General features: G+C 66.4%; 17 protein-coding genes and 1 pseudogene. 7 read left to right on the forward strand and 11 right to left on the reverse strand.

From position 1 onward, the window contains the following. Positions 1-75: 75 nt before the first annotated feature. Positions 76-2,445, forward strand: a complete 2,370-nt coding sequence (locus tag IEW22_RS16335) for a glycoside hydrolase family 3 C-terminal domain-containing protein (RefSeq protein WP_229742814.1) — start codon at positions 76-78, stop codon at positions 2,443-2,445. A 104-nt stretch (positions 2,446-2,549) separates the two neighbouring features. Here IEW22_RS16335 and IEW22_RS16340 read toward each other — a convergent pair whose 3' ends face one another. From IEW22_RS16340 to IEW22_RS16350, 3 genes are all read right to left on the reverse strand, one after another. After that, the gene (locus IEW22_RS16340; RefSeq protein WP_229742815.1) at positions 2,550-3,929 is read right to left on the reverse strand and encodes an acyltransferase; all 1,380 of its coding nucleotides are present in this window, start codon (positions 3,927-3,929) and stop codon (positions 2,550-2,552) included. Positions 3,930-4,304: 375 nt separating this feature from the next. After that, positions 4,305-5,612, reverse strand: a complete 1,308-nt coding sequence (locus tag IEW22_RS16345) for a family 1 glycosylhydrolase (protein WP_188587877.1) — start codon at positions 5,610-5,612, stop codon at positions 4,305-4,307. 330 nt (positions 5,613-5,942) lie between these two features. Next, on the reverse strand, positions 5,943-7,187 hold the full coding sequence (locus tag IEW22_RS16350; RefSeq protein ID WP_188587839.1) for an HNH endonuclease: 1,245 nt from the start codon (positions 7,185-7,187) through the stop codon (positions 5,943-5,945). Positions 7,188-7,356: 169 nt separating this feature from the next. Between IEW22_RS16350 and IEW22_RS16355 the strand changes: the two genes are divergently transcribed. Both IEW22_RS16355 and IEW22_RS16360 read left to right on the forward strand, forming a co-directional pair. Continuing rightward, complete coding sequence (locus IEW22_RS16355) at positions 7,357-7,800, forward strand: TMEM175 family protein (RefSeq protein ID WP_188587841.1); 444 nt, start codon at positions 7,357-7,359, stop codon at positions 7,798-7,800. Between the two features lie 4 nt (positions 7,801-7,804). Then, positions 7,805-7,981: a hypothetical protein gene (locus IEW22_RS16360; protein ID WP_188587843.1), complete on the forward strand. Its 177-nt coding sequence runs from the start codon at positions 7,805-7,807 to the stop codon at positions 7,979-7,981. A gap of 48 nt (positions 7,982-8,029) precedes the next feature. Here the strand turns inward: IEW22_RS16360 and glsA are convergent, their stop codons facing one another. Beyond that, a complete protein-coding gene (gene glsA, locus IEW22_RS16365) occupies positions 8,030-9,040 on the reverse strand; it encodes a glutaminase A (RefSeq protein WP_229742817.1) in 1,011 nt (336 codons plus the stop codon). 123 nt (positions 9,041-9,163) lie between these two features. Between glsA and IEW22_RS16370 the strand changes: the two genes are divergently transcribed. Further along, complete coding sequence (locus IEW22_RS16370; RefSeq protein WP_188587847.1) at positions 9,164-9,853, forward strand: helix-turn-helix domain-containing protein; 690 nt, start codon at positions 9,164-9,166, stop codon at positions 9,851-9,853. Between the two features lie 98 nt (positions 9,854-9,951). Here the strand turns inward: IEW22_RS16370 and IEW22_RS16375 are convergent, their stop codons facing one another. From IEW22_RS16375 to def, 6 genes are all read right to left on the reverse strand, one after another. Next, the gene (locus IEW22_RS16375) at positions 9,952-11,082 is read right to left on the reverse strand and encodes a peptidase C39 family protein (RefSeq protein WP_188587849.1); all 1,131 of its coding nucleotides are present in this window, start codon (positions 11,080-11,082) and stop codon (positions 9,952-9,954) included. A gap of 7 nt (positions 11,083-11,089) precedes the next feature. Next, positions 11,090-12,670 (reverse strand): ATP-binding cassette domain-containing protein, encoded by a 1,581-nt coding sequence (locus IEW22_RS16380; protein WP_188587851.1) that lies wholly within the window; start codon positions 12,668-12,670, stop codon positions 11,090-11,092. After that, entirely contained in the window at positions 12,667-13,470 is an 804-nt protein-coding gene (locus IEW22_RS16385; protein WP_188587853.1) for an ABC transporter permease, read from the reverse strand. Before IEW22_RS16385 ends, IEW22_RS16380 begins: the two co-directional genes overlap by 4 nt. Then, complete coding sequence (locus IEW22_RS16390; RefSeq protein ID WP_229742818.1) at positions 13,467-14,534, reverse strand: ABC transporter permease; 1,068 nt, start codon at positions 14,532-14,534, stop codon at positions 13,467-13,469. Before IEW22_RS16390 ends, IEW22_RS16385 begins: the two co-directional genes overlap by 4 nt. Continuing rightward, a complete protein-coding gene (locus IEW22_RS16395; RefSeq protein ID WP_188587854.1) occupies positions 14,521-16,146 on the reverse strand; it encodes an ABC transporter substrate-binding protein in 1,626 nt (541 codons plus the stop codon). The genes IEW22_RS16390 and IEW22_RS16395 overlap by 14 nt, the downstream gene beginning before the upstream one ends. Before the next feature lie 241 nt (positions 16,147-16,387). After that, on the reverse strand, positions 16,388-16,966 hold the full coding sequence (def, locus tag IEW22_RS16400) for a peptide deformylase (protein ID WP_188587881.1): 579 nt from the start codon (positions 16,964-16,966) through the stop codon (positions 16,388-16,390). 127 nt (positions 16,967-17,093) lie between these two features. Between def and IEW22_RS16405 the strand changes: the two genes are divergently transcribed. Together IEW22_RS16405 and IEW22_RS16410 are read left to right on the forward strand one after the other, a co-directional pair. Continuing rightward, on the forward strand, positions 17,094-18,557 hold the full coding sequence (locus IEW22_RS16405; protein WP_188587884.1) for an MFS transporter: 1,464 nt from the start codon (positions 17,094-17,096) through the stop codon (positions 18,555-18,557). A 51-nt stretch (positions 18,558-18,608) separates the two neighbouring features. After that, complete coding sequence (locus IEW22_RS16410; protein WP_188587856.1) at positions 18,609-19,082, forward strand: OsmC family protein; 474 nt, start codon at positions 18,609-18,611, stop codon at positions 19,080-19,082. A 7-nt stretch (positions 19,083-19,089) separates the two neighbouring features. On the opposite strand, the gene IEW22_RS16415 is transcribed toward IEW22_RS16410, so the two are convergent. Continuing rightward, positions 19,090-20,385 (reverse strand): competence/damage-inducible protein A, encoded by a 1,296-nt coding sequence (locus tag IEW22_RS16415; RefSeq protein WP_188587858.1) that lies wholly within the window; start codon positions 20,383-20,385, stop codon positions 19,090-19,092. Positions 20,386-20,452: 67 nt separating this feature from the next. Between IEW22_RS16415 and IEW22_RS16420 the strand changes: the two are divergent. Further along, positions 20,453-21,172 (forward strand): annotated as a pseudogene (locus tag IEW22_RS16420) (oxygenase MpaB family protein); the annotation flags it as partial. Positions 21,173-21,268: the final 96 nt, after the last annotated feature.

Consider the following 21,268-nt stretch of genomic DNA (forward strand, 5'->3'; position numbering starts at 1 on the left):
GTCAGCCTCTTTCGGTTCGACCGGCCTCCCTGATCGGTGATGTACCGTGCTCCGCGGTTCGGGTAGCGTGAAATTGTGAACTCGCCGGCAAAGTCGTCTCAGCAGGATCCGTCACACAGCACTCCCTCGCCGGACGAGGTAGTGGCCGGGCTCAGTCTGGAGCAGAAGGCCTCGCTACTCTCAGGCGGGGACTTCTGGCATACGAAGGAGATCGACCCCGCCGACACCACCGGCGGGCTGGGGGTCGAATCGATCATGCTGACCGACGGCCCGAACGGCATTCGCAAGCAGCCCAGCGGTGGCGACGCACTGGGCCTCGGGAAGAGCCTGCCCTCCACCTGCTTTCCGCCCGCGGTCGGTATCGGTGCGTCCTGGGATGTCGACCTGATCGAGCGGATCGGGTCGGCACTGGGGCATGAGGCGATCGCCGAGAACGTACGCGTGGTGCTCGGCCCGGGCATCAATATCAAGCGCTCGCTGCTGTGCGGCCGCAACTTCGAGTACTACTCGGAGGATCCGGTGATCGCCGGTCGCGCCGGAGCAGCCATGGTGCGCGGTCTGCAGAGCACCGGAGTCGGGTCGTGCGCGAAGCATTTCGCCGCCAACAACCAGGAGACCGATCGGCTGCGGGTGAGCGCCGACGTCGACGAGCGCCCGTTGCGTGAGATCTATCTGCGCGCCTTCGAGCACATCGTGACCACCGCCTCCCCCACCGCGCTGATGTGCTCCTACAACCGGATCAACGGCGTGTATTCGTCGGAGAATCACTGGCTGCTCACCGAGGTGCTGAGCGATGAATGGGGGTTTCGCGGTCTGGTGATGTCGGACTGGGGCGCGGTGAACGTGCGGGTGAAGGGCGTGACCGCCGGCCTCGACCTGGAGATGCCCGGCACCGACGGGCGCACCAACGAGCAGATCGTCGCCGCCGTGAACAACGGAACGCTCGACGAGAAGTACGTCGATGCCAGTGCTCGCCGTGTGGTCGAACTGGTCGCGGCCACGGCGGGTTCGCGCGACAACGCACCGGCCACCTCCACCTCCTCGGATCCCGACGAGGTGGTGAAGGGCTTCGACGTCCGCGCCCACCACGCGCTTGCCCGTGAGGCCGCCTCCCGCAGCATCGTCCTGCTCAAGAACACCCCCGCCGGACGCCAACTCGGCACAGGTCCCGGCCACCGCGGTGCCGACCGGAACATCCTGCCGTTGTCGACTCACCTGAGCGTGGCGGTCGTGGGGCGATTCGCACGTGACCCGCGGTATCAGGGCGCGGGCAGTTCGCAGGTGAACCCGACGCAGGTCGACAACGCCTTCGACGCGATGACCGTTGTCGCAGGAAACAAGGTCACCTTCCTCGAGGATGCCGATGCGGCACAGGCCGGCGACCACGACGTCGCGGTGGTGTTCCTCGGTTTACCCCCGGAACTCGAGTCCGAGGGGTACGACCGCGACGGCTGGGAGATCCCCGACGACCAACTCGACCTGCTCGACCGCGTCCACGACGCCAATGACGCCATCGTGGTGGTGCTCTCGCACGGCGGAGTGGTCGATCTCGGGCGCGTGGAACCCCTCGCCACGGCAATCCTCGACGGCTCGCTACTCGGGCAGGCCGGCGGCACGGCGACCAGTGACGTCCTCTACGGCGGGACCAATCCCTCGGGACGACTGACCGAGACCATCCCGCTGCGCCTCGAGGACTCACCGGCGTTCCTCAACTTCCCCGGTGATCCGGGCCATACGCGTTACGGCGAAGGCATTTACGTGGGTTACCGCTGGTATGACGCCCGCGACCTGGCGGTGCGGTACCCGTTTGGACACGGCCTGTCGTATACGACGTTCGGCTACGGTTCGCCCTCGGCGAGCAAGGGGAAGGACAGCAAGGGGAAGGACACGATACGGGTCGAGGTCGAGGTGACCAACACCGGTGACCTGCGTGGTCGTGAGGTGGTGCAGGTATACGCCTCGATCGCCAAGTCGGAGGTCGCGCGTCCGGTGCGGTGGCTGGTCGGCTTCACGGTGGTCGACATCGAGGCCGGCGGTTCCACGACTGCGACGGTCGAGATCCCCACGACCGAGCTCGCCTACTGGGACCGACGAACCGACAGCTGGGTGCTCGAGGGCGGCGATTACACCTTCGCGGCAGCATCGTCGAGTCGCGATCTGCGCGGTGAGGTCACGGTGCACATCGATGGCGATGACACTGCTGTGCCCATCACCAAGGAGTCGACCGTCGCCGAGCTGCTGGCCCGGCCCAAGGGACGCGACGCGCTGATGTCCGCGTTCAGCGACAAGGGCTCAGACAATGGGTCCAACCCGGTGGCCTCGCTGATGCAGAACGAGTCGGAGTTCAAGATGGTCGAGTCGGTCCCGCTCGGCCGGGTGGCGTCGATGGCGCAGCTCTCCGACGACGCGCTCAACACGATGATCTCCACGGCGAACGAGAGCTGAACCGAGCGAGACCGGACGCGGGGCGAGAGCCGAACCGAGCGAGACCGGACGCGGGGCGAGAGCTGAACCGCGCGAGACCGGCCGGAAGGAAATGGTTCGTCCGGTCAGACGAGTTCCGGCTTGAGTTCCTTGGGCAGCGGCTCGGCGTCGCGGTGCTTGTTGACCGTCGAGAGGATCGTGGACACCAGCAGCAGCAGCGCCGCGCCGATGAGCAGGTTGCCGACGACCATGTCGAAGCCGAAGCGGAAGATCACACCCGCGGCCAGACCGCCGGCCACGCCGATGAGGCACCTGCCGAGATTCTGCTCGCGCCAGCTCACCATGTTGCGCCCGGTGGTGATGAGGCTGATCGGGCTGCGACGCAGCGCCTCCACGATGTAGACGGTGATCGCGACCACGAGGATGTAGACGAGGATCGAGCTGCGCAGCGTCTCGGAGAAGGCGCGCTGTCCGTCGATCGGCTGCAGGATCTCGTTGCAGACCACCGCGTGGACCAGGTAGACGCCGAACGACCGGTCGGCCGCCTTCGCCATGAACTTCGCGGCCAGTGAACCGTCCCTGCGACGCGACTGCCACACCGTGCCGAGGCAGTAGAGGATCACGATGATCGCGATGAAGGCGAAGACGTTGTGCAGCATGAACACGTTGGTCGCGCGGAACATGTCCTCACCCACGTTCACCTTGTGCACGTAGTAGACGAGAGTGGCGACGATGACGACGAGGCCGCCCGCGATGAGCTGGCGCTTCCAACGGATCATGAACGGCTGGAATGCCTCATAGTGCATGGCCGCGATCGCGCCGGCGAGGACGAAGAACTGGTAGGGGATCAGGGTGCACACGAGATGCATCCAGATGACGCCCTGTAGACCGTGGGTCAGGAAGTCGGCCGGTGGCCGGACCATGTAGTACATGACCGCGGCCTGACAGATGAAGCTCACCGCGAGCAGATAGCGGTGATATCCCCATGTCTTCTTCAGGATGATCAGCGCGAGCGGGAAGATCAGGTAGATCTGCATGCTCACGAACAGGAAGTACAGGTGCCCCCACGCGGTGCCGGTGAGCAGGTCGTAGCCGAAGCTCTTCGCGGACAGTCGTAGATGGTCGAGGTTGTCGAAGTTGACGCGGATCTCCGCGAATCCACCGTGGCGGTATTTCGCATAGAGCCAGTAGAAGGCGCTCCAGACCAGATAGGGCAGACCGATCAGCTTGAAGCGACGGCGCCAGAACTCGATCGGACGCAGCTCACGCTTGCGGTACTGATAGGTCAGGACGAAGCCGGTGAGCGCGAAGAACGAGTACCGGGAGTACCGGCAGAGCAGTTCGATACCGCCGACGAGTGTGCTCGATATGGGTTCGACGCCCATGAGCACGTGGTCGAGGATGACTGCGGAGAAGGTGATCAGCCGGACGAAGTCGAGCTGGTAGAGATGGTTCTTCTTTTTCTTCTTGGGTGCCTCGCCGGTGGACACCTGTCCACCCGCCACGGGATCCGACGCTGTGTTTGATACTGCAGATGCGTTCGATACTGCAGATGCGTCCGGAACCGCAGTCCATCCGGGCGGTGCGGATGCGCCGGACTCGTCGGAATTCTTCTCCGGCTGACCGACGGCAGGGTCATGAGTGGGAGATACCATGCGTCCCCCTTTCACGACCGCATCTGCGTCTCATACTCGGGCCATCACACTCGATGACCTCGAAAATCTCTGGCGAAGCCATCCCCCGGAGGCGACACCAACACGTCAAAATGTCGCCAATCAGGCGACATACCCCGGACAACATACTGCAACCCGCCGGACTCGCGATACTTCAGACTCGCCTGTGACTTTGCTGCGAATTGGTATCGGTCGGCGACCGACCGGTCAGTGGACCGGTTGCGTGCAGCTGTCAGGCGCGTCCGCCAGCGAGCATGAATCCGCTGGTCGAGTGGGCGTATAGGCGCTTCCCACACCCCTGCTCGCGATGGTCTGCCGGTAGGCGTCGACCCCGTCGGTGGGGCGGCGGCGAAGACTTCTGTCGGTGACCACGTCGACGGTGTAGAGGCCGAGGCGCGGCCGGTAGCTGCCCCACTCATAGTTGTCGGTGAGCGACCAGTAGTTGAAGCCGATCACGTTCATACCGTCCGCGCGGGCGCGTTGGGTCCAGTAGATGAGGTCACGCAGCTGGTCGCCGCGACGGTATCCGTCGGACCGTGGCTTGCCGTTGTCGGTCGCCATCCCCGTCTCCACCACGTAGAGCGGGAGCTTGGGATAGCGCCACGCATAGTGCCGCAGGGCGTAGTAGAGGCCGTCCGCCGACGCCGAGGCGTTCCACGGATCACCGGCCGCCGCATGCCACGCGGACGTGTCGCTCACCGAGACCGAGTGGTAGTAGTCCACGCCGATGAAGTCGAGCTTGTCGGCCATCTTGTCGAGCAGCGGGATGTCGATGATCGTCTCCGCTGTCGGGATGTAGGCCACGTTGGAACTGACCATCGCCGAGCCGTCGAGGCGGTGGATGTGGTCGTAGATCCTGCGATGTACACCCACGAGTCGCTCGGCCATCACGCCCGCCGACATGGCGGGCAACATTCCGATCTGTATTTCCTGACTCAGGTAGGTCGTCGGCTCGTTGATCGTGATCCACAACGGCTTGTGGTGGATGTAGCGCTCCACGACACGTGTGGCGTTGGCCAGCCACCAGTCGGGCATGTGCGCATTGGCCCACCCGCCACGGTCGGCTGCCCAGCCGGGGTAAACCCAGTGGTCGATCGTGATCATCGGCCGCATCCCCGCCGCGACGATCGCACCGATCATGTCGTCGTAATACGCCAGCTCCCGCTGATCGAGCACTCCGGGCTTCGGTTCGATACGCGCCCACTCCACGCTGACCCGGTACACAGTGACGCCCATCTGACGTGCCAGCTCGATATCGGAGCGGTAGCGGTGACGGAAGTCGACGGCGGTACTCACCGGGTCGTCGACCTTCCCCGAGTTCGACCGTCTCAACCAGTTGCTGTCGGGTGAGGAGCCCTCACACTGGAAACCCGCCGACGCCACGCCCCAGAAGAAGCCGTGTGGCACGGCACCGATCAGATGCCCGACGTCGGGGGACTGCGAAATGGCTTCGGCCAGACCAGAACCGATGACCGTCCGCACGCCGACGATGCCCCCGGCCGCGGCGCCGACCATCCCCCACAGCGCCGTGCGACGCGGGAAACCCCGATGTTCCACACCTCGATACCCCATCAGCACACCTTCGTACACATTTCCGAGTGATGCCGGACATTCCCCCGATCCGCGGAATCCACCCAGCATCGAGCTGAGAGCCCGACCCACGAGGGCGGGCCACGGATTCGGTCAGGGCACGGATTCGGTCGGGGCACCAGGTGGTAGGGCGCCCACACTATTGAGTTGTCAAGGTTCACGAGGCCCAGGAGTACCGAGCCTCAGCCCAGGTGGCGACAGATGCCACCATCGGGGATCGGGGTCGCCCGGCTGGGGGGTCGACAGCTCCCGCGGTCAGGCAGCGACGGTCATGGTGCGTCGGTAGTAGGACGGCAGCAGTCTGCGTGCGGGGTCGACGGTGGACGGCGGCCGTAGCCACGGGTGCCGGTCTCTGCCCATCACGATCTCCCATCCGTCGTGGTGCACGGCGGCGTGGCACGGAGGGCACAGAAGACAGCCCTCGTCGAGATCGGTGTTACCGCCGTCGCTCCAGTATTTGATGTGGTGCGCGTGCGACCAGCCGGCCGGAGCGCCGCACTTCACGCAGCCCCTGTCGCGTACCTCGATGGCCCGCTTCAAGGCCGGCGGAAAGGTACGTTCGGCACGTCCCATCGCCAACGGCACTTCACTGCCGTCCACCACGATGGCTTCGACCTTCGCATCGCAGGCGAGTACCGCCGCAGTGGTGGGAGGCACCACGCCCATCCAGGGAATCCGGGGCAGCTGGGGAGCGTCGGCGGGGACGATCACCGACACCTGCGCCTTCGCGATCGTGGTGCCGGTCATGGACGCCAACTGCACCAAGGCATCCACGCGCCGCTGACCTACCGCACGGGCATCCGGTGATCCATCCGGTTCCGGACGGGGTTTCGCGAGCGCTTCGATGGCGGTGGCGATGACGGCGCCGCTGGTGGCGTCGATGTCCGCAGTGATCGCAAGCCTCCCCTCATCGGTGCGTTTGATCGCCAGCTCATTCGATCCGCGATCGGTCGCCGGATCGACTCCCCCTTCCTGATCTTCGGCCAGCGTGTTCGCGATACCTCTCGCACTGTCGCAGACCTGCGCCGGAGTGGCTCTCGACCGGGCTTGGGCGAGCAGTCGCGCCTCACACTCAGTGCGCGTGCGGTCATCGAGCCCTCCGGACCGTCGCTCGATCAGCGTCATCGACTTCACGATGGCATCCGACATTTCCGCCCCCATCCGGCCTGCCGCGAGATCCTTTGTTGCAGAGGACAGCTCAGGAAGCCGGGTCGACACCCGCACGATTCGCGAAGCCGCCGACGGCACGAGCCCTGCTACCACCATCAATTCGGTCATCCGCCGCCCGTGCCGACGGGCCATGCCACGACGGTCGATCACCGTCGCGATCTCGACCAGTCGCGCGTCGGCAAGATTGCGGATAGACACCCACGCCTCAGCATCGGCGAATACCGCCGCATCCTCGTCAGCTGAGCTTGCAGCACCTGAATCAGGCTCTGAGACAACACTCTCTGTGGCAACGGTCTCTGCCATCAGTTCGGCCAGTGAGGACGGGGTCATGCCTCAAGACTACTCGAACTGGTGTTCTATTCAAGGGCCGACAAAGAAATCATTCACGTGAATGACATGGTCGCCCGTGAATGAAACGGCCGCCTCTGCACTCTCCTGCACCGAACGCCCTCACCACATAGCCACGCCGATCGAACCCGCACGCTCTACGGTGTTGTACATGGCCGATCCGGAGGAGCCACGCAGTACCGAGGGTTTTCGCCGTCTGCTCGCCTTCACCGATGCGGTGGTGGCGATCGCGCTCACACTTCTGGTGCTGCCGTTGACCGATGTGGCAACGGAGACAACCCGATCGTCGCACGGCATCACGGTATGGAAATTCCTCGGCGACAACCAGAACGCCCTGATCAACTTCGCCATCAGCTTCATCGCCATCGCCGTCATGTGGCGCGATCACCATCGCGTCACCGAGCGCTACGCACTCTACGACCAGACCATCGTCCAACTGTCGATGGTGTGGATGGCGACGGTGGTGCTGATGCCGTTCGCCACGATCCTCAACGACAACCAGGCGCTGAAGTGGGGTAATTCCTTCTACGTCCTGATTGCTGATCTCGGTGGGTGCCCTCGTAGCGATACGTCACCACGGCACCAGACATCCTGAGCTGTTGTCGGATGAGGCTCGGGGACAACGTAGTTCGCAATCCGGCTACGGAACTCTGCTGGTACTCGCGGTGGTCCTGGTGATCACGATCATCTGGCCGTCGGTGGGCGCCTGGCCGCTCCTGGGTCTGTTCCTGGTGGACCCGATCGAACGCACCCTCACCCGCTGGCGCGACAGGTGAGCCCCCGTTGGTCGCAGATCAGCGACAACACGGTCGGATCGCTGCCACTCACTCCGCCGCGACGACACGTTCGCGCAGCGGCCGACCAGTCGCCCGCGCCGCGGAGGCGAATACGTTGAGCCCCAAGGTCCGCGAGAGATATCCGATGGCCAGCTGACCGCGCACACTGTTCCCCGCCTCGTCCAGCGGCGGGGCGAAGGTCGCGATGGCTCCCTTACCCGGTGTGATCGCGACAATCCCGCCCGACACACCGGATTTGGCGGGAATGCCGACCTCGAAGAGCCACTCTCCCGACCTCTCGTACATCCCCGAGGCGGCCAGCGCGGCGAGCGTGTCGCGGCAGACGTCCGGGGACACCACGGTCGCACCGGTCACCGGGTTCACCCCGCCGTCAGCCAGCGTCGCACCCATCACCGCCAGATCGGTGACGTCGACGAGCAGCGAGCACTGGCGGGTGTAGACATCCACCACCTCCAGCGGGTCCACGTCGATGCGGCCGTAGCTCTCGAGAAGCTGGGCGATCGCGCGATTGCGTTGATTGGTCAGGGCTTCGGAGCGATACACCTGCTCGTCGACCTGCAACTCACGACCGGCGAACGCCGACAACGTCTCCCGGATCAACTGCCACTGCTCGCCGAACGTCTCGCCGGGCACCAACGAGGTGGTGGTGAGCGCGCCGGCGTTCACCATCGGATTGCGCGGATGCCCCTTCTGCAGCTCGATGGCCATCACCGAGTCGAACGGCAGGCCGGTGTTGTCGACCCCCACCCGGTCGCGCACGGCGTCGCGTCCGAGCCGATCACACGCCAGTGCGTACACGAAGGCCTTGGAGATCGACTGGATGGTGAACGACACGTCCACCGAACCGATCTTGTGAACACCGCCGTTCACGTCGGCGGCGGCGATGGCGAACAGATTCGGATCCACCTCGGCCAACGCCGGGATGTAATCGGCCTGAGCACCGTCGTCGCGGTCCCGATAGCGATCGAACGCCTGGGCGACGAGACGTTCGACATCATCCCAGTCGGGCAGCACACCGGTGTAAACGTTCTGCCTCACACCTTCGACATCGGTTTCCACAGGTGCTCCTGCCTGCTCGCACAACCGGTCACGTCCACGCGGAGCCTATCACCGCCGCCATCCCGCCTGCGAGAACCTCGCCGCCCTCGATACCCTCGTCAGGTGCCATCCACCCCAGCGCATCCGCCGGCCCCCGACCACGACGGTCGGTCGCCCGGCGACGTATTGCGCTATGCGGTCGGCGCCAACACCCGCCGCTTCCGCCTCGCGCGGGGTATGAGCCTGCGAGAACTCGCCGAACGCGCCGCCGTCAGTCCCGCCCAGCTCTCCCAGGTGGAACGCGGACTGGCCAATCCGACTCTCGACGTGCTCGTTCGCCTCGCCGGCGCACTCGACGTCGCCTTCGAGGCGCTGACCCGCAATGTCGCAGAGCGTCCGGTGGTGATCCGCGCCGGTCATGGCCCGCAGTGGATCGGACAGGGCGCCGCGGACACCTCGATCATCACCGAACTGTTCAGCCACAGCGGCTCTCGATTCGACGTACGCCACACCCGACTGCCCGCCGGTTGTGTCACCTCCGAGACCTCGCACGGCGTCGGCACGATGGAACACGCCATCGTGATGTCCGGAGATATCGAGGTGCGCGGCAGCATCGCCGGCCACACCGACAGCTGGTCGGAGACGCTGCACACCGGTGACGCGATCGCCTTCGCTGCCGACACCAACCACAGCTACCGCACGCACGACCGCGAGGCACAGATGATCGTGATCGTGGCCTTCCCGGAGAACTGGCTACCGCCCGAACAGCAACCCACACGGTCACTGAGCAGCGTCGAGGATCCCGACAGCTGACCGGTCTACCGACCCCCGTGGGGCCTCCGCCACGCCGGGATACGAACTCGTCGCGGTGGCGTCGGCGCGATCATCTCGTCGCGGTGACGCCCGCGACATCAGCTCGGCGGCAATACGATCGCAGCATGGTAGCCCGGATCGCCGTAGCGTGCCATCAGATCCAGATCGTCGAGTGCGATCGGCAACTGGTCGGCGTCGACCCACGTCTCGCCGTGGTCGGCATCGACCCACGGATCCTGGACCACCACGGCCCGCATCCCCGAGGCGGTGGTGGTCACACCGAAGGCCATCACCCAGTGCGGTGTCGGGTCGTCGTGCATCGGGATCTCGTCGATCAGCAGCTGTACCCGATGACCGGCGACCACCTGCTCGGCCAATGCCTGCACCCCGGGCCATTCGTCGATGATCTCGATGCCATCGGCGCGCGCCTGGGCCAGTGAATTCTCCTGCAGGAAGGCACGATAATCACGATCGGGTCCGGTGAACCCCTCCAGCAGCACCGGGCTCTGCGTCAGATACACCCGGGGCGAGACACCACCGGCCGCCTCGGTGTCGGCGACCGCGAGCGACACCGGATCAACAGCCGGCATGTTGGTCGCCTTGCGCCACCATCGCAGCTCGTCGAACTGATTGGTCGCACGATCGGCCGGCTCACGCAGCACCCTGCCGTCACCCTGGTGTAGTGCTGTGACCAATGAGACTGCACCGCAGGTGAATTCAGTGGTCTGCCCTATATAGGCGGGAAGGCCTGCATCGATATCGGCTCCTGGACTGCGGCCGTCTGCCCACCGCAGCCACCCCTCGATGGGCTCGGTGGTGCTGGGTATTGACGGCAGCGGCCGGCGCGACCGGATGAATCCCGCATCGTCGACAATCTCCCGCTGCTCACGCAGCAACTCCGCGAGGTGCGGCCGCGCCTCGATGCGGGTGACCGCATGGTCGGGGTGGGCCTGCACAATCGCGGACAGAACCTGCCTGAGCAGCTCGCCCACCGCGACCGAATCATGTGTATCCGGCTCAGCGACAATCACATCGGCGATCTTGTGGGCGGCGGTGTGCGGACGTGCGGTGACCAGTGCCGCGACCTCACGCATACCGTCGGCGACGATGAACACCGTCGGTCGATAGTGCGATCGGTCGAGCTGCCAGAGTGCGCTGCGGTCGGGTGCGTGGTCGGCCACCAGGGTGCGGACATGCTCGCTCCCGGGATCCTCGGTGCGCACTGTCATGACGGATTCACTCCTTGATCAGACTCTGTGACCGCGCCGACTCCACCAGTCGCGCGGTGTACTCGTGGCGCGGATAGTCGATCACCTGCTCGGTGGTGCCCGTCTCCACGATCCTGCCCTCCGACATCACCGCGACCCGGTCGGCCACCTGCGACACCACCGCGAGGTCGTGAGAGATGAACAACACGGCGAGATCGAGATCTGCCCGCAGCCGGTCGAGCAGTGTCAGGATCTGTTCCTGCACAGACACATCCAGCGCTGACACCATCTCGTCGCAGATCAACACCTCCGGCGACACCGCGATCGCGCGGGCGATCGCGACCCGCTGACGCTGTCCGCCCGACAAGCTCGCCGGGTGCCGCGAGGCCAGCGCCGGGTCGAGGTCCACGCTCCTCAACAACGCATCCACGTCCTGGCGACCGGCCCCCCGGTGTCCGTCGGCGTGTCCTCGCGCGGTGCCCAATGCCTCGGCGAGGGTGCGCCGCACGGTGAAGCTCGGGTTCAGCGTCGAGTTCGGATCCTGGAACACCACCTGGATCTGTTCGGCGTGCCGCCCGGCCCGTCCCATCGGCAACGGCTCGCCGCGCAGCCGCAGCGATCCACTCTCGGCGGTCTCGAGCCCCGCCAGCACTCGGGCGAGAGTGCTTTTGCCCGAGCCCGATTCGCCGACCAGTGCCAGTGTCTGACCCGCATACAGTTCGATGCTCACCCCGTGCAGCACCTGCCTGTCACCGAAACTCTTGACCACGTCGATCATCTCGGCGACCGGGGCACCCTGGTCTGGCATCCGGCGTTCGGGGACCTCGTGCAGCGAGGGACTCGCCTCGAGCAGTCTGCGCGTGTACGGATGTTCCGGACGGGTCAGCACCGACTCGGTGGGACCGCTCTCGACCACCTGACCCGCCGACATCACCATCACGCGCGCGGCACGGCCGGCGACGATCCCCAGATCATGGGAGATCAACAGCAGACCCATCCCGCGTTCGGCGGACAGCGCGGCGAGCAGATCGAGGACCTCGCCCTGCACCGTCGCATCCAGTGCGGTGGTGGGCTCGTCGGCGACCAACACCTGCGGGTCGGCAGCCAGCGCTGCGGCGATCGCCAGACGCTGGCGCATCCCGCCGGAGAGCTCATGCGGGTACTGACGGGCGACACGCGCATCCAGACGCACCTCGGCGAGGCGTCGGATCACCTCCTCGCGCATGGCCGCGCGTCCCCGACGCGCCCGTCCACGCCGACGGTCCTCGGCCCGCAGCGAGGCGGCCAACTGCGCACCACAGCGGTGCACCGGACTCAGACTCGTGAACGGATCCTGCACCAGCAGGGCCACACGGTCACCGCGCAGCGAACTCCACACGCGCTCGGCGGCAGGGAGGGTCACCACCTCGTCGGCCATCCGCACGGTGCCGGTGGCGGTGACACCACGGGGCAGCAGGCCGACGATCGCGCGGGCGGTCATCGTCTTGCCCGAACCGGATTCGCCGATGATCGCCACACATTCGCCCGCATCCACGCGCAGATCGAGCGGTTCGACGATCGTCGTCTCACCGGCCTGCACCGAGATCGACTCGGCAACCAGAACACTCATGCGTCTTCCGCTCTCGCCAGCCATTCACCCAGTCGGTCACCGAGAATCGTGATCGCACAGGTCGCAACGATGAGCACCACCACGGGGGTGAGCACGGCAGCGGGATTGGTGAACATGATCTCGCGGCCGTCGGAGATCTGACGACCCCAGTCCGCCGAGCCGGGTGCGACGCCGACGCCGAGGTAGGACAGTGACGACAGCGTCACCATCGCGAACGCCACGTCGAGCAGCACATTGGTGAGCACCAGTCCGCGAACGTTGGGCAGGATGTGCACGAACATGATCCGCGGACGCGACAATCCCAGCATTCGTGCGGCCTCCACATAGGGTCGCGGCGCCTGTTCGATCACCGCCGACCGCACCAGCCGATATCCGCCGCCGAGAACGCCGCCGATCACGATCGCCGCCAGGAGCACCGGCAATGCCAGCAGCACATCGGTGACGCGACCCACGGCAGCATCGAGAAACCCTCGTCGGTAACCGGCGAGGGTTCCGAATACGATCCCCAGCACCATCGACCCGAGTGCGATCACCACCGGCCCCACCACCGCTGAGGTGGCACCGGCGATGGTGAGCAGTACCACGTCGCGGCCGAGTTCGTCGGTGCCCAGCAGATGTCCCGACTGTCCGGGTCCCAGCGAGGTCTCGAGGATGTTCTGTTGCAGCGCATGATCTTTGATGAACGGACCGACGATCACCGCGACCACCAGAATCGCCACGATCACCGCGGAGATCACCACCGACACCCGCGGCCGTGATCGCACCGCGGTACATGGGCGGGCCGGCGCCGAGATGCTCATCGCGATGTCCTTCCACTGCGGACCCGGGGGTCGAGCGCGAGATAGATCAGATCACTCAGGAGCGCGATCACGGCGATGGCCGCCGCGATCACCAGCGTGACACCCTGCAGCATCGGAAGGTCCTTGTACTGCACGGCGTTCTGCAGGATCTGCCCGATCCCGGGCAATGAGAAGATGGTCTCCACCACGATCGTCCCGGAGATGAGGAAGGTCAGCACGAGACCGCCGCTGGTGACGATCGGGATCGCCGCGTTGCGCAGCGCCACCGCGATCACCTGCCGATGAGTGAGTCCGCGACCGCGTGCGGCGAGCACATAGTCGGAGTCCAGCTCCCGGATCATCGCGCTGCGGGTGATGCGCATCAGCATCGCCCCGACCCCGGCGGCGAGGGCGATCGCCGGCAGGATCAGGTGGTAGAGCACGTCGAGCGCACCCTCACCCGACCCGTACACCGGGAAAATCGGGATGTAGTAGGCGAATACGTAGAGCAGCGCGAGTCCCACCGCGAACGGCGGCGCGCTCAGCGCGATGAGAGCGACCGTGGTCGCAGCCGTGTCGCCGGCCGTCTCGCGGCGCAGCGCGGCGAAGATCCCGAGCGGGATGCAGGTCACCACGGCGATCACGAAGGCGATCGCCACCAGACCCAGAGTCAGCGGCAGTCGATCGGCCAGCACCGTCGACACCGGTTCCTGCAGCTGCACCGACGTGCCGAAATCGCCATGCAGCGCTCCGGTCAGCCACTGCCAGTACTGCGAGAGAATCGGGTCGTCGAGGTGATATTCGGCCCGCACCTGCGCGACGACCTCCGGGGTGACCGGACGGTTGCCGATCAGGGTGCGCACCAGATCACCTGGCGCCCAGTGCATCAGCGCGAATGTCAGGATCGAGATCACGAACAGCACCACCACGATCCCGACCAGTCGGGCGGCGATCATCCATGCCAGCGGATGCCGCCTGGGGATTCCGGGCAGTTGTGCGAGCAGACTGCGCTTGCTGAGTTCCTGGGAATCGGGCGCCGTGCCGACCTCCACGCCGGCACGCGGCTCACCGTCATGACGGGACATAGAGCGAGGTCCCCCATTCGGAGTTGAAGGTGAAGCCGGTGAAGTCGCGGATCGCGATCTTGTCGGAGAACCCGGTGAGCGATTTCCCCCACCACAGCGGCACATTCACGAAGTCCCTGGCCTGCAACGAATCCGCCTGCACCAGGTCGGCGATACGGCTACGGGCATCCGGGGCCGTCGAGGCACGCGCCAGCAGGTCGGAGACCGCGGGGTTGGTGTAGCCGGAGATGTTGTCGGCGCCGAGCAGATAGGAGGGCACCTCCGCCGGATCGCCGGTGGTGGAGAAGTACCACATGAACGACATCCCGTGGGTCTTGTCGCCGATGGTCGACAACCACTGCTCGATCGGGATCTCCTTGACGTGCAACGTGATCCCCATCGCCTTGACGGTCTGCGCCAACGCCTGGGCGGCGAGCCCGAGCTGCGGCCCGGTGTTGGGATAGGTCAGTTCCGCGGAGAAGCCGCGCGGGTGTCGGGAGGCCGCCAACGCCGCCTTCGCCTTGTCCATGTCGTAGTCCACATGGCTGACGCCGTCGAGGATCTGCCGAGCCTGCGTCGCATCGTAGGTCGGCGACAGCGATTCCGGTGTCATCAACGACGTCGCGGTCTCGGCGTACCCGTGCAGCAGATGGGTGACGATCGCCTCCTTGTCCGCGGCATAGGCGATCGCCTCGCGCACCTTCGGATCGTCGAACGGTGCGACGCGCGTATCGAAGTTGACGCCGAGGTAGGACAGATCGTTGACCGACTCGACGCGCTCGCCGCCGGTCTGTCGCCACTGATTCACCTGGGTGATCGGCACATTGAAGGCGAGGTCGATGTCACCGGAGCGCGCGGCGAGCAATCGGGTGTTGTCGTCGGGGATGAACTTCACGTCGATCGTCACCACCCTGGGTCTGGTGCCCGACCAAGCCGACGAGCGCTGCAGCGTGAGCCCCGCACCGGGCCGAAACGACGTCACCCGGTACGGGCCGGTTCCCACGACCAGACTGCTCGGCGTCCCGACTTTGCCGTCGGCCCTGTCCCATGCCGCACGCGAGGTGATGAACGCTGCGCCCGAGGCACTCATCAGTCGCAGGAACGCCGGGTCGGGTGCCGAGAGCCGCACGGTGATCTGATGCTCCCCGGTGACCGCCACGGAGGTGACCCCGCCCAGATAGGCCGCGATCCCCGGCGAGGCGGTGGCGTCGGCGGCCTTGTCGAGGCTGAACTTCACGTCGTCGGCGGTCACGGGGGTCCCGTCGGAGAAGTGTGCGTTCGCGTCGAGATCGAAGACGTAGGTGGTGGGGTCGGGCTGCGACCAGTGCTGCGCAACCGCCGGCACCACCGCGCCGGCGCTGCTCAGCCCGACCAGACCCTGGTAGTACAGCTGCCCCATGTTGTAGTTCAGGATTCCCGATTCCTGGCCGGGATACAGCGAGGACAGCGAACCGGGCAGCGCGACGGTGATCCGATCGACGTCTTTGCCGCTGTCGGCGAGCTGGGTGCTGGGACCGGCCGGCGAGTCCAGGTCGCCGCCCTTGGCGCAGCCGGCCAGGGCCATCGCGGCGACGAGTGCGACACCGGCCAGGCGCATCGCGACACCCGCACGCCCTCGGCGATCGGTCCTCATACCCACTTCTTCGACCTCACCTCTTCGACCCCAGCTGTGGTGGCGTCGACGACCGGATCCGGTCCACGCGGGTCGTCGACCCCTGGGGTGGTTCACGTCCCTGTGTCGCAGGGTATCCGCCGACCCCACACTGTTCACTGAAACAACCCAAATGACTCGTTTGAGAGAACACTAGCCCGCGGGTGTCCATTTCGCGCAGGGTGAGGACGGGTAAGAATCGCGGAGATTCTGAGGAATTCGTTCAGTCGCGTGGTGCGGCCGGCGACACGGGCCAGTCATCGGGGTAGCGCGAAACCGCCTCCTCGTGCAGCGTGCGCATCTGTCTACGACCTCGCGCCGAGAGCCGGTCGCCGAACACCATCCCGTTGATGTGATCGGTCTCGTGTTGCAGGCACCGGCCGAGGATCCCGGCGGCCGTCACCGTGACCGGTTCACCGTGGTGGTCACGGCCCCGGCAGGTGGCATGGCTCGGCCGGGCGAGCGGCGCGTACCCGCCCGGATACGACAGGCATCCCTCGGTGAGTTCGACCAGCCGACGCTCGTCGCCCTGCGGCAGCTCGAGTTCGGGGTTGCAGATCACTCCGGCGCGCCGCTTCCCGTTCTCGTCGGTGCAGTCGTAGACGAACACCGCGAGTCCCACACCCACCTGGGCGGCGGCCAGCCCGGCACCCTCTGCCGCGGTGTTGGTGGCGAACATGTCGGCGAGCAACGCCTGCAGGTCGGGGCCGAAATCGGTGACCGGTCGGGCGGGCGTGTGCAACACCGGCTCACTCCAGCGCACGATCGGGCGCACCGTCCCACTCGCACGCAACTGCGACATCTCCACGTCTGACCTCCGACTCACCGACTCACCGCACCCCTCCCGACGAGAGGGACTCCTCATCGCACAGATTGTCACCCGCCGCCTCATCGCAACCGGCGATCGGCCCGTGCGAGCCGCGCCTACCATGGCGCAGGTGGCGACCGGGATACGGGCGAACTCGTCCACCGGCCGGTGGCTGATTGCCGCGGCGGTGCTCGGATCCGGTGTGGCCTTCCTCGACGGCACCGTGGTCAACGTCGCGTTGCCCGCCATCGCGCGCGACCTGCACACCGGCCTCGGCGGCCAGCAATGGGTCCTCGACGGCTACCTGCTCACTCTCAGTGCACTACTGCTCGCCGGCGGCGTGGCCGGTGACCGCTGGGGTCGCCGCCGGGTGTTCGTGACGGGGCTGGTGGTGTTCGCGATCGGGTCGATCGCCTGCGGCCTGGCCCCCACCATCGGGACGCTCATCGCCGCTCGTCTCGTGCAAGGCGTCGGGGCCGCCGCCGTGGTGCCGGGAAGTCTGGCTCTCATCAACGCCGAGATCGCCGAGGAAGACCGCGGTAAGGCCGTGGGTCTGTGGGCCGGGATGTCCGGAGCGACAAGCGCTCTGGGGCCGTTCGTGGGTGGCTGGCTGGTCGACGCCGCCTCGTGGCGATGGACCTTTTTCCTCAGTGTCCCGCTGGCGCTGGCGGCCATCTGGATCACGATGCGCCATGTGCCCGAATCCCGCGACAGCTCGCTGCGCGGTCGGCCCGACATCGCCGGCGCCGTGCTGATGACGCTGGGGCTCACCGGCGTGGTGTTCGCGCTGATCGAGGGGCCCGGACACCAGTGGCCAACGGTCGCGGTCGTCTGCGCGGTGCTGGGGCTTGTCGCGCTGGCGGCCTTCGTGTTCGTCGAGTCGCGAGCCGAATCACCGCTGCTGCCACTCGGACTGTTCCGGTCACGGCAGTTCGTCGGCGCCAATCTCACCACACTGCTCATCTATGCCGGCCTCAACGGTGCGTTGTTCCTGGTCGCGCTGCAGCTGCAGCAGAGTCTGGGCTATTCGGCGCTGCAGGCCGGCGCCGCGATGGTGCCGAGCACGATCATCATGCTGTTCGGCTCGCCTGTCTCCGGTCGCCTGGCCGCCACGACCGGTCCACGACTGCCGATGACCATCGGGCCGGTGGTCGCCGGGGTGGGGTTGGCGCTGATGGCCCGTATCGTCCCGGGCGCCCATTACCTGACCAATGCGCTGCCCGCGGTGATCGTCTTCGGCGTCGGTATGACGATCACCGTGGCGCCGCTGACGTCGGCCGCCCTCGGTGCCGTCGACGATGCGCATGCGGGCACCGCGTCGGGGGTCAACAACGCGGTCGCGCGCACCGCGGGCCTGCTCGCCGTCGCGCTGCTTCCCGCGGTCGCGGGCATCACCGCCGGCGGCGACCAGCCGCTGGGGCCTGGCTTCTCGACCGCGATGATCATCGCCGCGGTGGTGTGCGCGGTCGGCGGCCTCGTCGCGTGGGCGACCGTGCGCTCGGGGACACCGGTGAACCCGTACATCCAACCCAGCGTGCAGACCGCATGTCAGGATCCCACCACCTCGCGGCACGAGATGCGCTGAGGAACAGAGGCCGAACGTCGGGGTCGGGTACCGCTGCCGCACACTGGAGCGATGAGCGACATCCACTCCTACGACCTCACGATCACGTGGACAGGTGACCGTGGCCGCGGGACCGCCACCTACAACGCGTTCGGCCGCGATCACCTGGTCGAGGCCGACGGTCACGAACCGATTCTCGGCTCGTCGGATCCGGCGTTTCGCGGGGATGCGAGTCGCTGGAATCCCGAGGAGATGCTGCTCGCCTCTCTCTCGCAGTGCCACATGCTGTGGTACCTGCACCTGGCTGCGGACGCCGAGGTGGTAGTGACCGGCTACGTCGACCGCCCGCACGGCGTGATGTCCACCGCCGCAGACGGTTCCGGGCAGTTCGATCGTGTGACGTTACGGCCCCGCGTGACGATCACCGCCGGCAGCGATGTGGAGGCGGCACTGCTGGTGCACCATCGAGTTCCCGACTTCTGCTTCATCGCGCGATCGGTGAACTTTCCCGTCGATCACGAACCCGAGATCGTGGTGGCTGAATGATCCGCGGTCAGCGACGCAACGACCGCTCGAGCATGTGCAAGACTGCGGTCGTAGCGAGTGCCCGCACGTCGCCGCGGTCGCCGGGAAAGCGAAGTGTCCGCGTGTAGGTGTCGCGACCGGCGACGGCGACGCCGAAACAGACTGTGCCGACGGGCTTCTGAGCCGTTCCACCGCTCGGTCCGGCGACACCGCTTGTCGACACCGCGACATCGGCGCCACATCGGGTCAATGCGCCCTGCGCCATCGCCGCGGCAACCGGCTCACTGACCGCACCGTGTTCGGCGATGAGTTCGGCAGGCACACCGAGTGCGGCGATCTTCACCTCGTTGGAGTAGGCGACAACTCCACCCGCCACATAGGCCGAGGATCCTGGTCTTTCGGTCAGACGCGCGGCGATCAATCCTCCGGTGCACGACTCAGCCGTCGCCACCAGATGACCCCGCAGCAGCTCGGCTAGCTGATCGTCGATCGTGGATCCGTCGATCGAAAACACCTGTCTGGGATGGGATTTCTCGATCATCGCGGACAGTTCGGCATAGACCGGTCGCGCTCGCACCGAATAGCGCGTGACCATCTCCACCTCGCCGCGGCTCAGACAGGTGGTGATCTCAAGATCCCCGAAACCGTCGACGTCGGACTCCGCCGCGCGCAGGGTCGCGGCCAGGTCGGCTTCGGGCAGACCGTACATCCGGATCGTCGACTGCTCGATGTCGTCGTGCCGGGACAGGACCTCGCCGACCTCGCGGGTGGCCAGCGCCGCCGGCCACATCTGCTGCAATTCCCGCGGGGGCCCCGGCAGGATCAGGATCGCCGGCATCGCGGCGTCCTCGGAATGCTGCGCTGCGATCGCCACGCCGGGAGCCGTGCCGGTCGGCGGGATGGATGTCGCACCCTCGGGAACCAGGGACTGCTTGTCGATGCCGGCGAGGGTCGCCGGCGACAGCTGTGTACCGTCACCGAATCCGCGGGCACGCTGCCATCCGGCGATGATCTGTGCGATGTCCTCGCGCAACGCCGGATCGCTGTGCAGCGGTCGGCCGGTGAACTCGGCGACGGTCGCCACCGTCACATCGTCGGCGGTCGGTCCCAGACCACCCGAGGTGATGATGAGGTCGACACCGACCCCGCGCAGAAATGCCAGCTCTGCCGTCAGATCCGCCGGGCGATCACCGCAGATGGTGATGTGGGCGACGTCCACCCCCATCTCGAGCAGCTGTTCTGACATCCAGCGACCGTTGCGGTCGGCGACCCGACCACTGAGGACCTCGGTTCCGGTGACCACGATTCCCACCCGCACATTCACACCGACGAGCTTAGGCAGAACCCCTCCCTCCGGCCCATGGCACTCCTACACTCGGCACATGTCTGCGATGAGCACGACAGGCTCGGCGGTATCAGAACCACAACAGGAGCCCGAACCGCAACCGGTGCCGACACGCCACCGGGCGGCACAGGCCCGGGGCAGGCGAATCGGACTGCCACTACGGCTGTATGCGCGATTGCGGACTCCCACCGACGAGGAGTTCGACGACATCGGGCGCCGACTCATGAGACGCGACGAACCCGCCGCCGCACTCGTGGCCGCCATGCGCCTGCCGCGAGGAGACGCCGAGGCGGTGAGCATGCGGCAGTTCGAGCAAGCACTCACCGGCCGTATGCCTCCCAGCGCCCCGGCAGCCCTGCGCGCCTTCTTCGCCACCGTCGAGGCGACACCCGCGTGGGTCGATCACGATCTGTGCGCCCGGGGCGCGGCGGTGTACCGCCGACTCGGACAGAACGCGAACGATGTTCTGCTGCAACTGTCCCTGATCGGCGGCTACCGATTCGGCGGCCCGCCCGACCTCTTGGTCGCCACCGGCGGACTGACCGGTTCCACCAGCATCCGCAGGCTCGGCGAAACGCAGACGTGGGCCATCGAAGTGGGCCAGCCCGGCGCATTGCGCGAACACGAACGGGCCTGGGCGCTGACCGTCCATGTGCGACTGATGCATGCGCTGGTCAACGAGACCTTCGAACGCAACGGCCGCTGGGACGCCGCTCGGTGGGGATTACCGATCAATCAGGCCGATCTCGCGGCGACACTTAGCCTCGATCCACCGATCGGCTTTTGAGGTGTGATGAAAGGTGTTGAGCACGTTTAGGCCGGTGATGGGCATGAGTATGTCGCCGATCTCTGATGTCGGCTT

The organism is Gordonia jinhuaensis (assembly GCF_014639795.1).
In the GTDB taxonomy this organism is placed as follows: Bacteria; Actinomycetota; Actinomycetes; order Mycobacteriales; family Mycobacteriaceae; genus Gordonia_B; species Gordonia_B jinhuaensis.

What these genes read in the sequence shown, in the direction of transcription:
- IEW22_RS16380 (WP_188587851.1), bottom strand. Translation starts at nt 12,670, where the DNA reads ATGAGTGTTCTGGTTGCCGAGTCGATCTCGGTGCAGGCCGGTGAGACG.
- IEW22_RS16355 (WP_188587841.1), top strand. Translation starts at nt 7,357, where the DNA reads ATGGCCGATCCGGAGGAGCCACGCAGTACCGAGGGTTTTCGCCGTCTG.
- IEW22_RS16385 (WP_188587853.1), bottom strand. Translation starts at nt 13,470, where the DNA reads ATGAGCATCTCGGCGCCGGCCCGCCCATGTACCGCGGTGCGATCACGG.
- IEW22_RS16350 (WP_188587839.1), bottom strand. Translation starts at nt 7,187, where the DNA reads ATGACCCCGTCCTCACTGGCCGAACTGATGGCAGAGACCGTTGCCACA.
- IEW22_RS16390 (WP_229742818.1), bottom strand. Translation starts at nt 14,534, where the DNA reads ATGTCCCGTCATGACGGTGAGCCGCGTGCCGGCGTGGAGGTCGGCACG.
- IEW22_RS16410 (WP_188587856.1), top strand. Translation starts at nt 18,609, where the DNA reads ATGAGCGACATCCACTCCTACGACCTCACGATCACGTGGACAGGTGAC.
- IEW22_RS16405 (WP_188587884.1), top strand. Translation starts at nt 17,094, where the DNA reads ATGGCGCAGGTGGCGACCGGGATACGGGCGAACTCGTCCACCGGCCGG.
- IEW22_RS16345 (WP_188587877.1), bottom strand. Translation starts at nt 5,612, where the DNA reads ATGGTCGGCGCCGCGGCCGGGGGCATCGTCGGCGTGCGGACGGTCATC.
- IEW22_RS16375 (WP_188587849.1), bottom strand. Translation starts at nt 11,082, where the DNA reads ATGACAGTGCGCACCGAGGATCCCGGGAGCGAGCATGTCCGCACCCTG.
- def (WP_188587881.1), bottom strand. Translation starts at nt 16,966, where the DNA reads ATGTCGCAGTTGCGTGCGAGTGGGACGGTGCGCCCGATCGTGCGCTGG.
- IEW22_RS16395 (WP_188587854.1), bottom strand. Translation starts at nt 16,146, where the DNA reads ATGAGGACCGATCGCCGAGGGCGTGCGGGTGTCGCGATGCGCCTGGCC.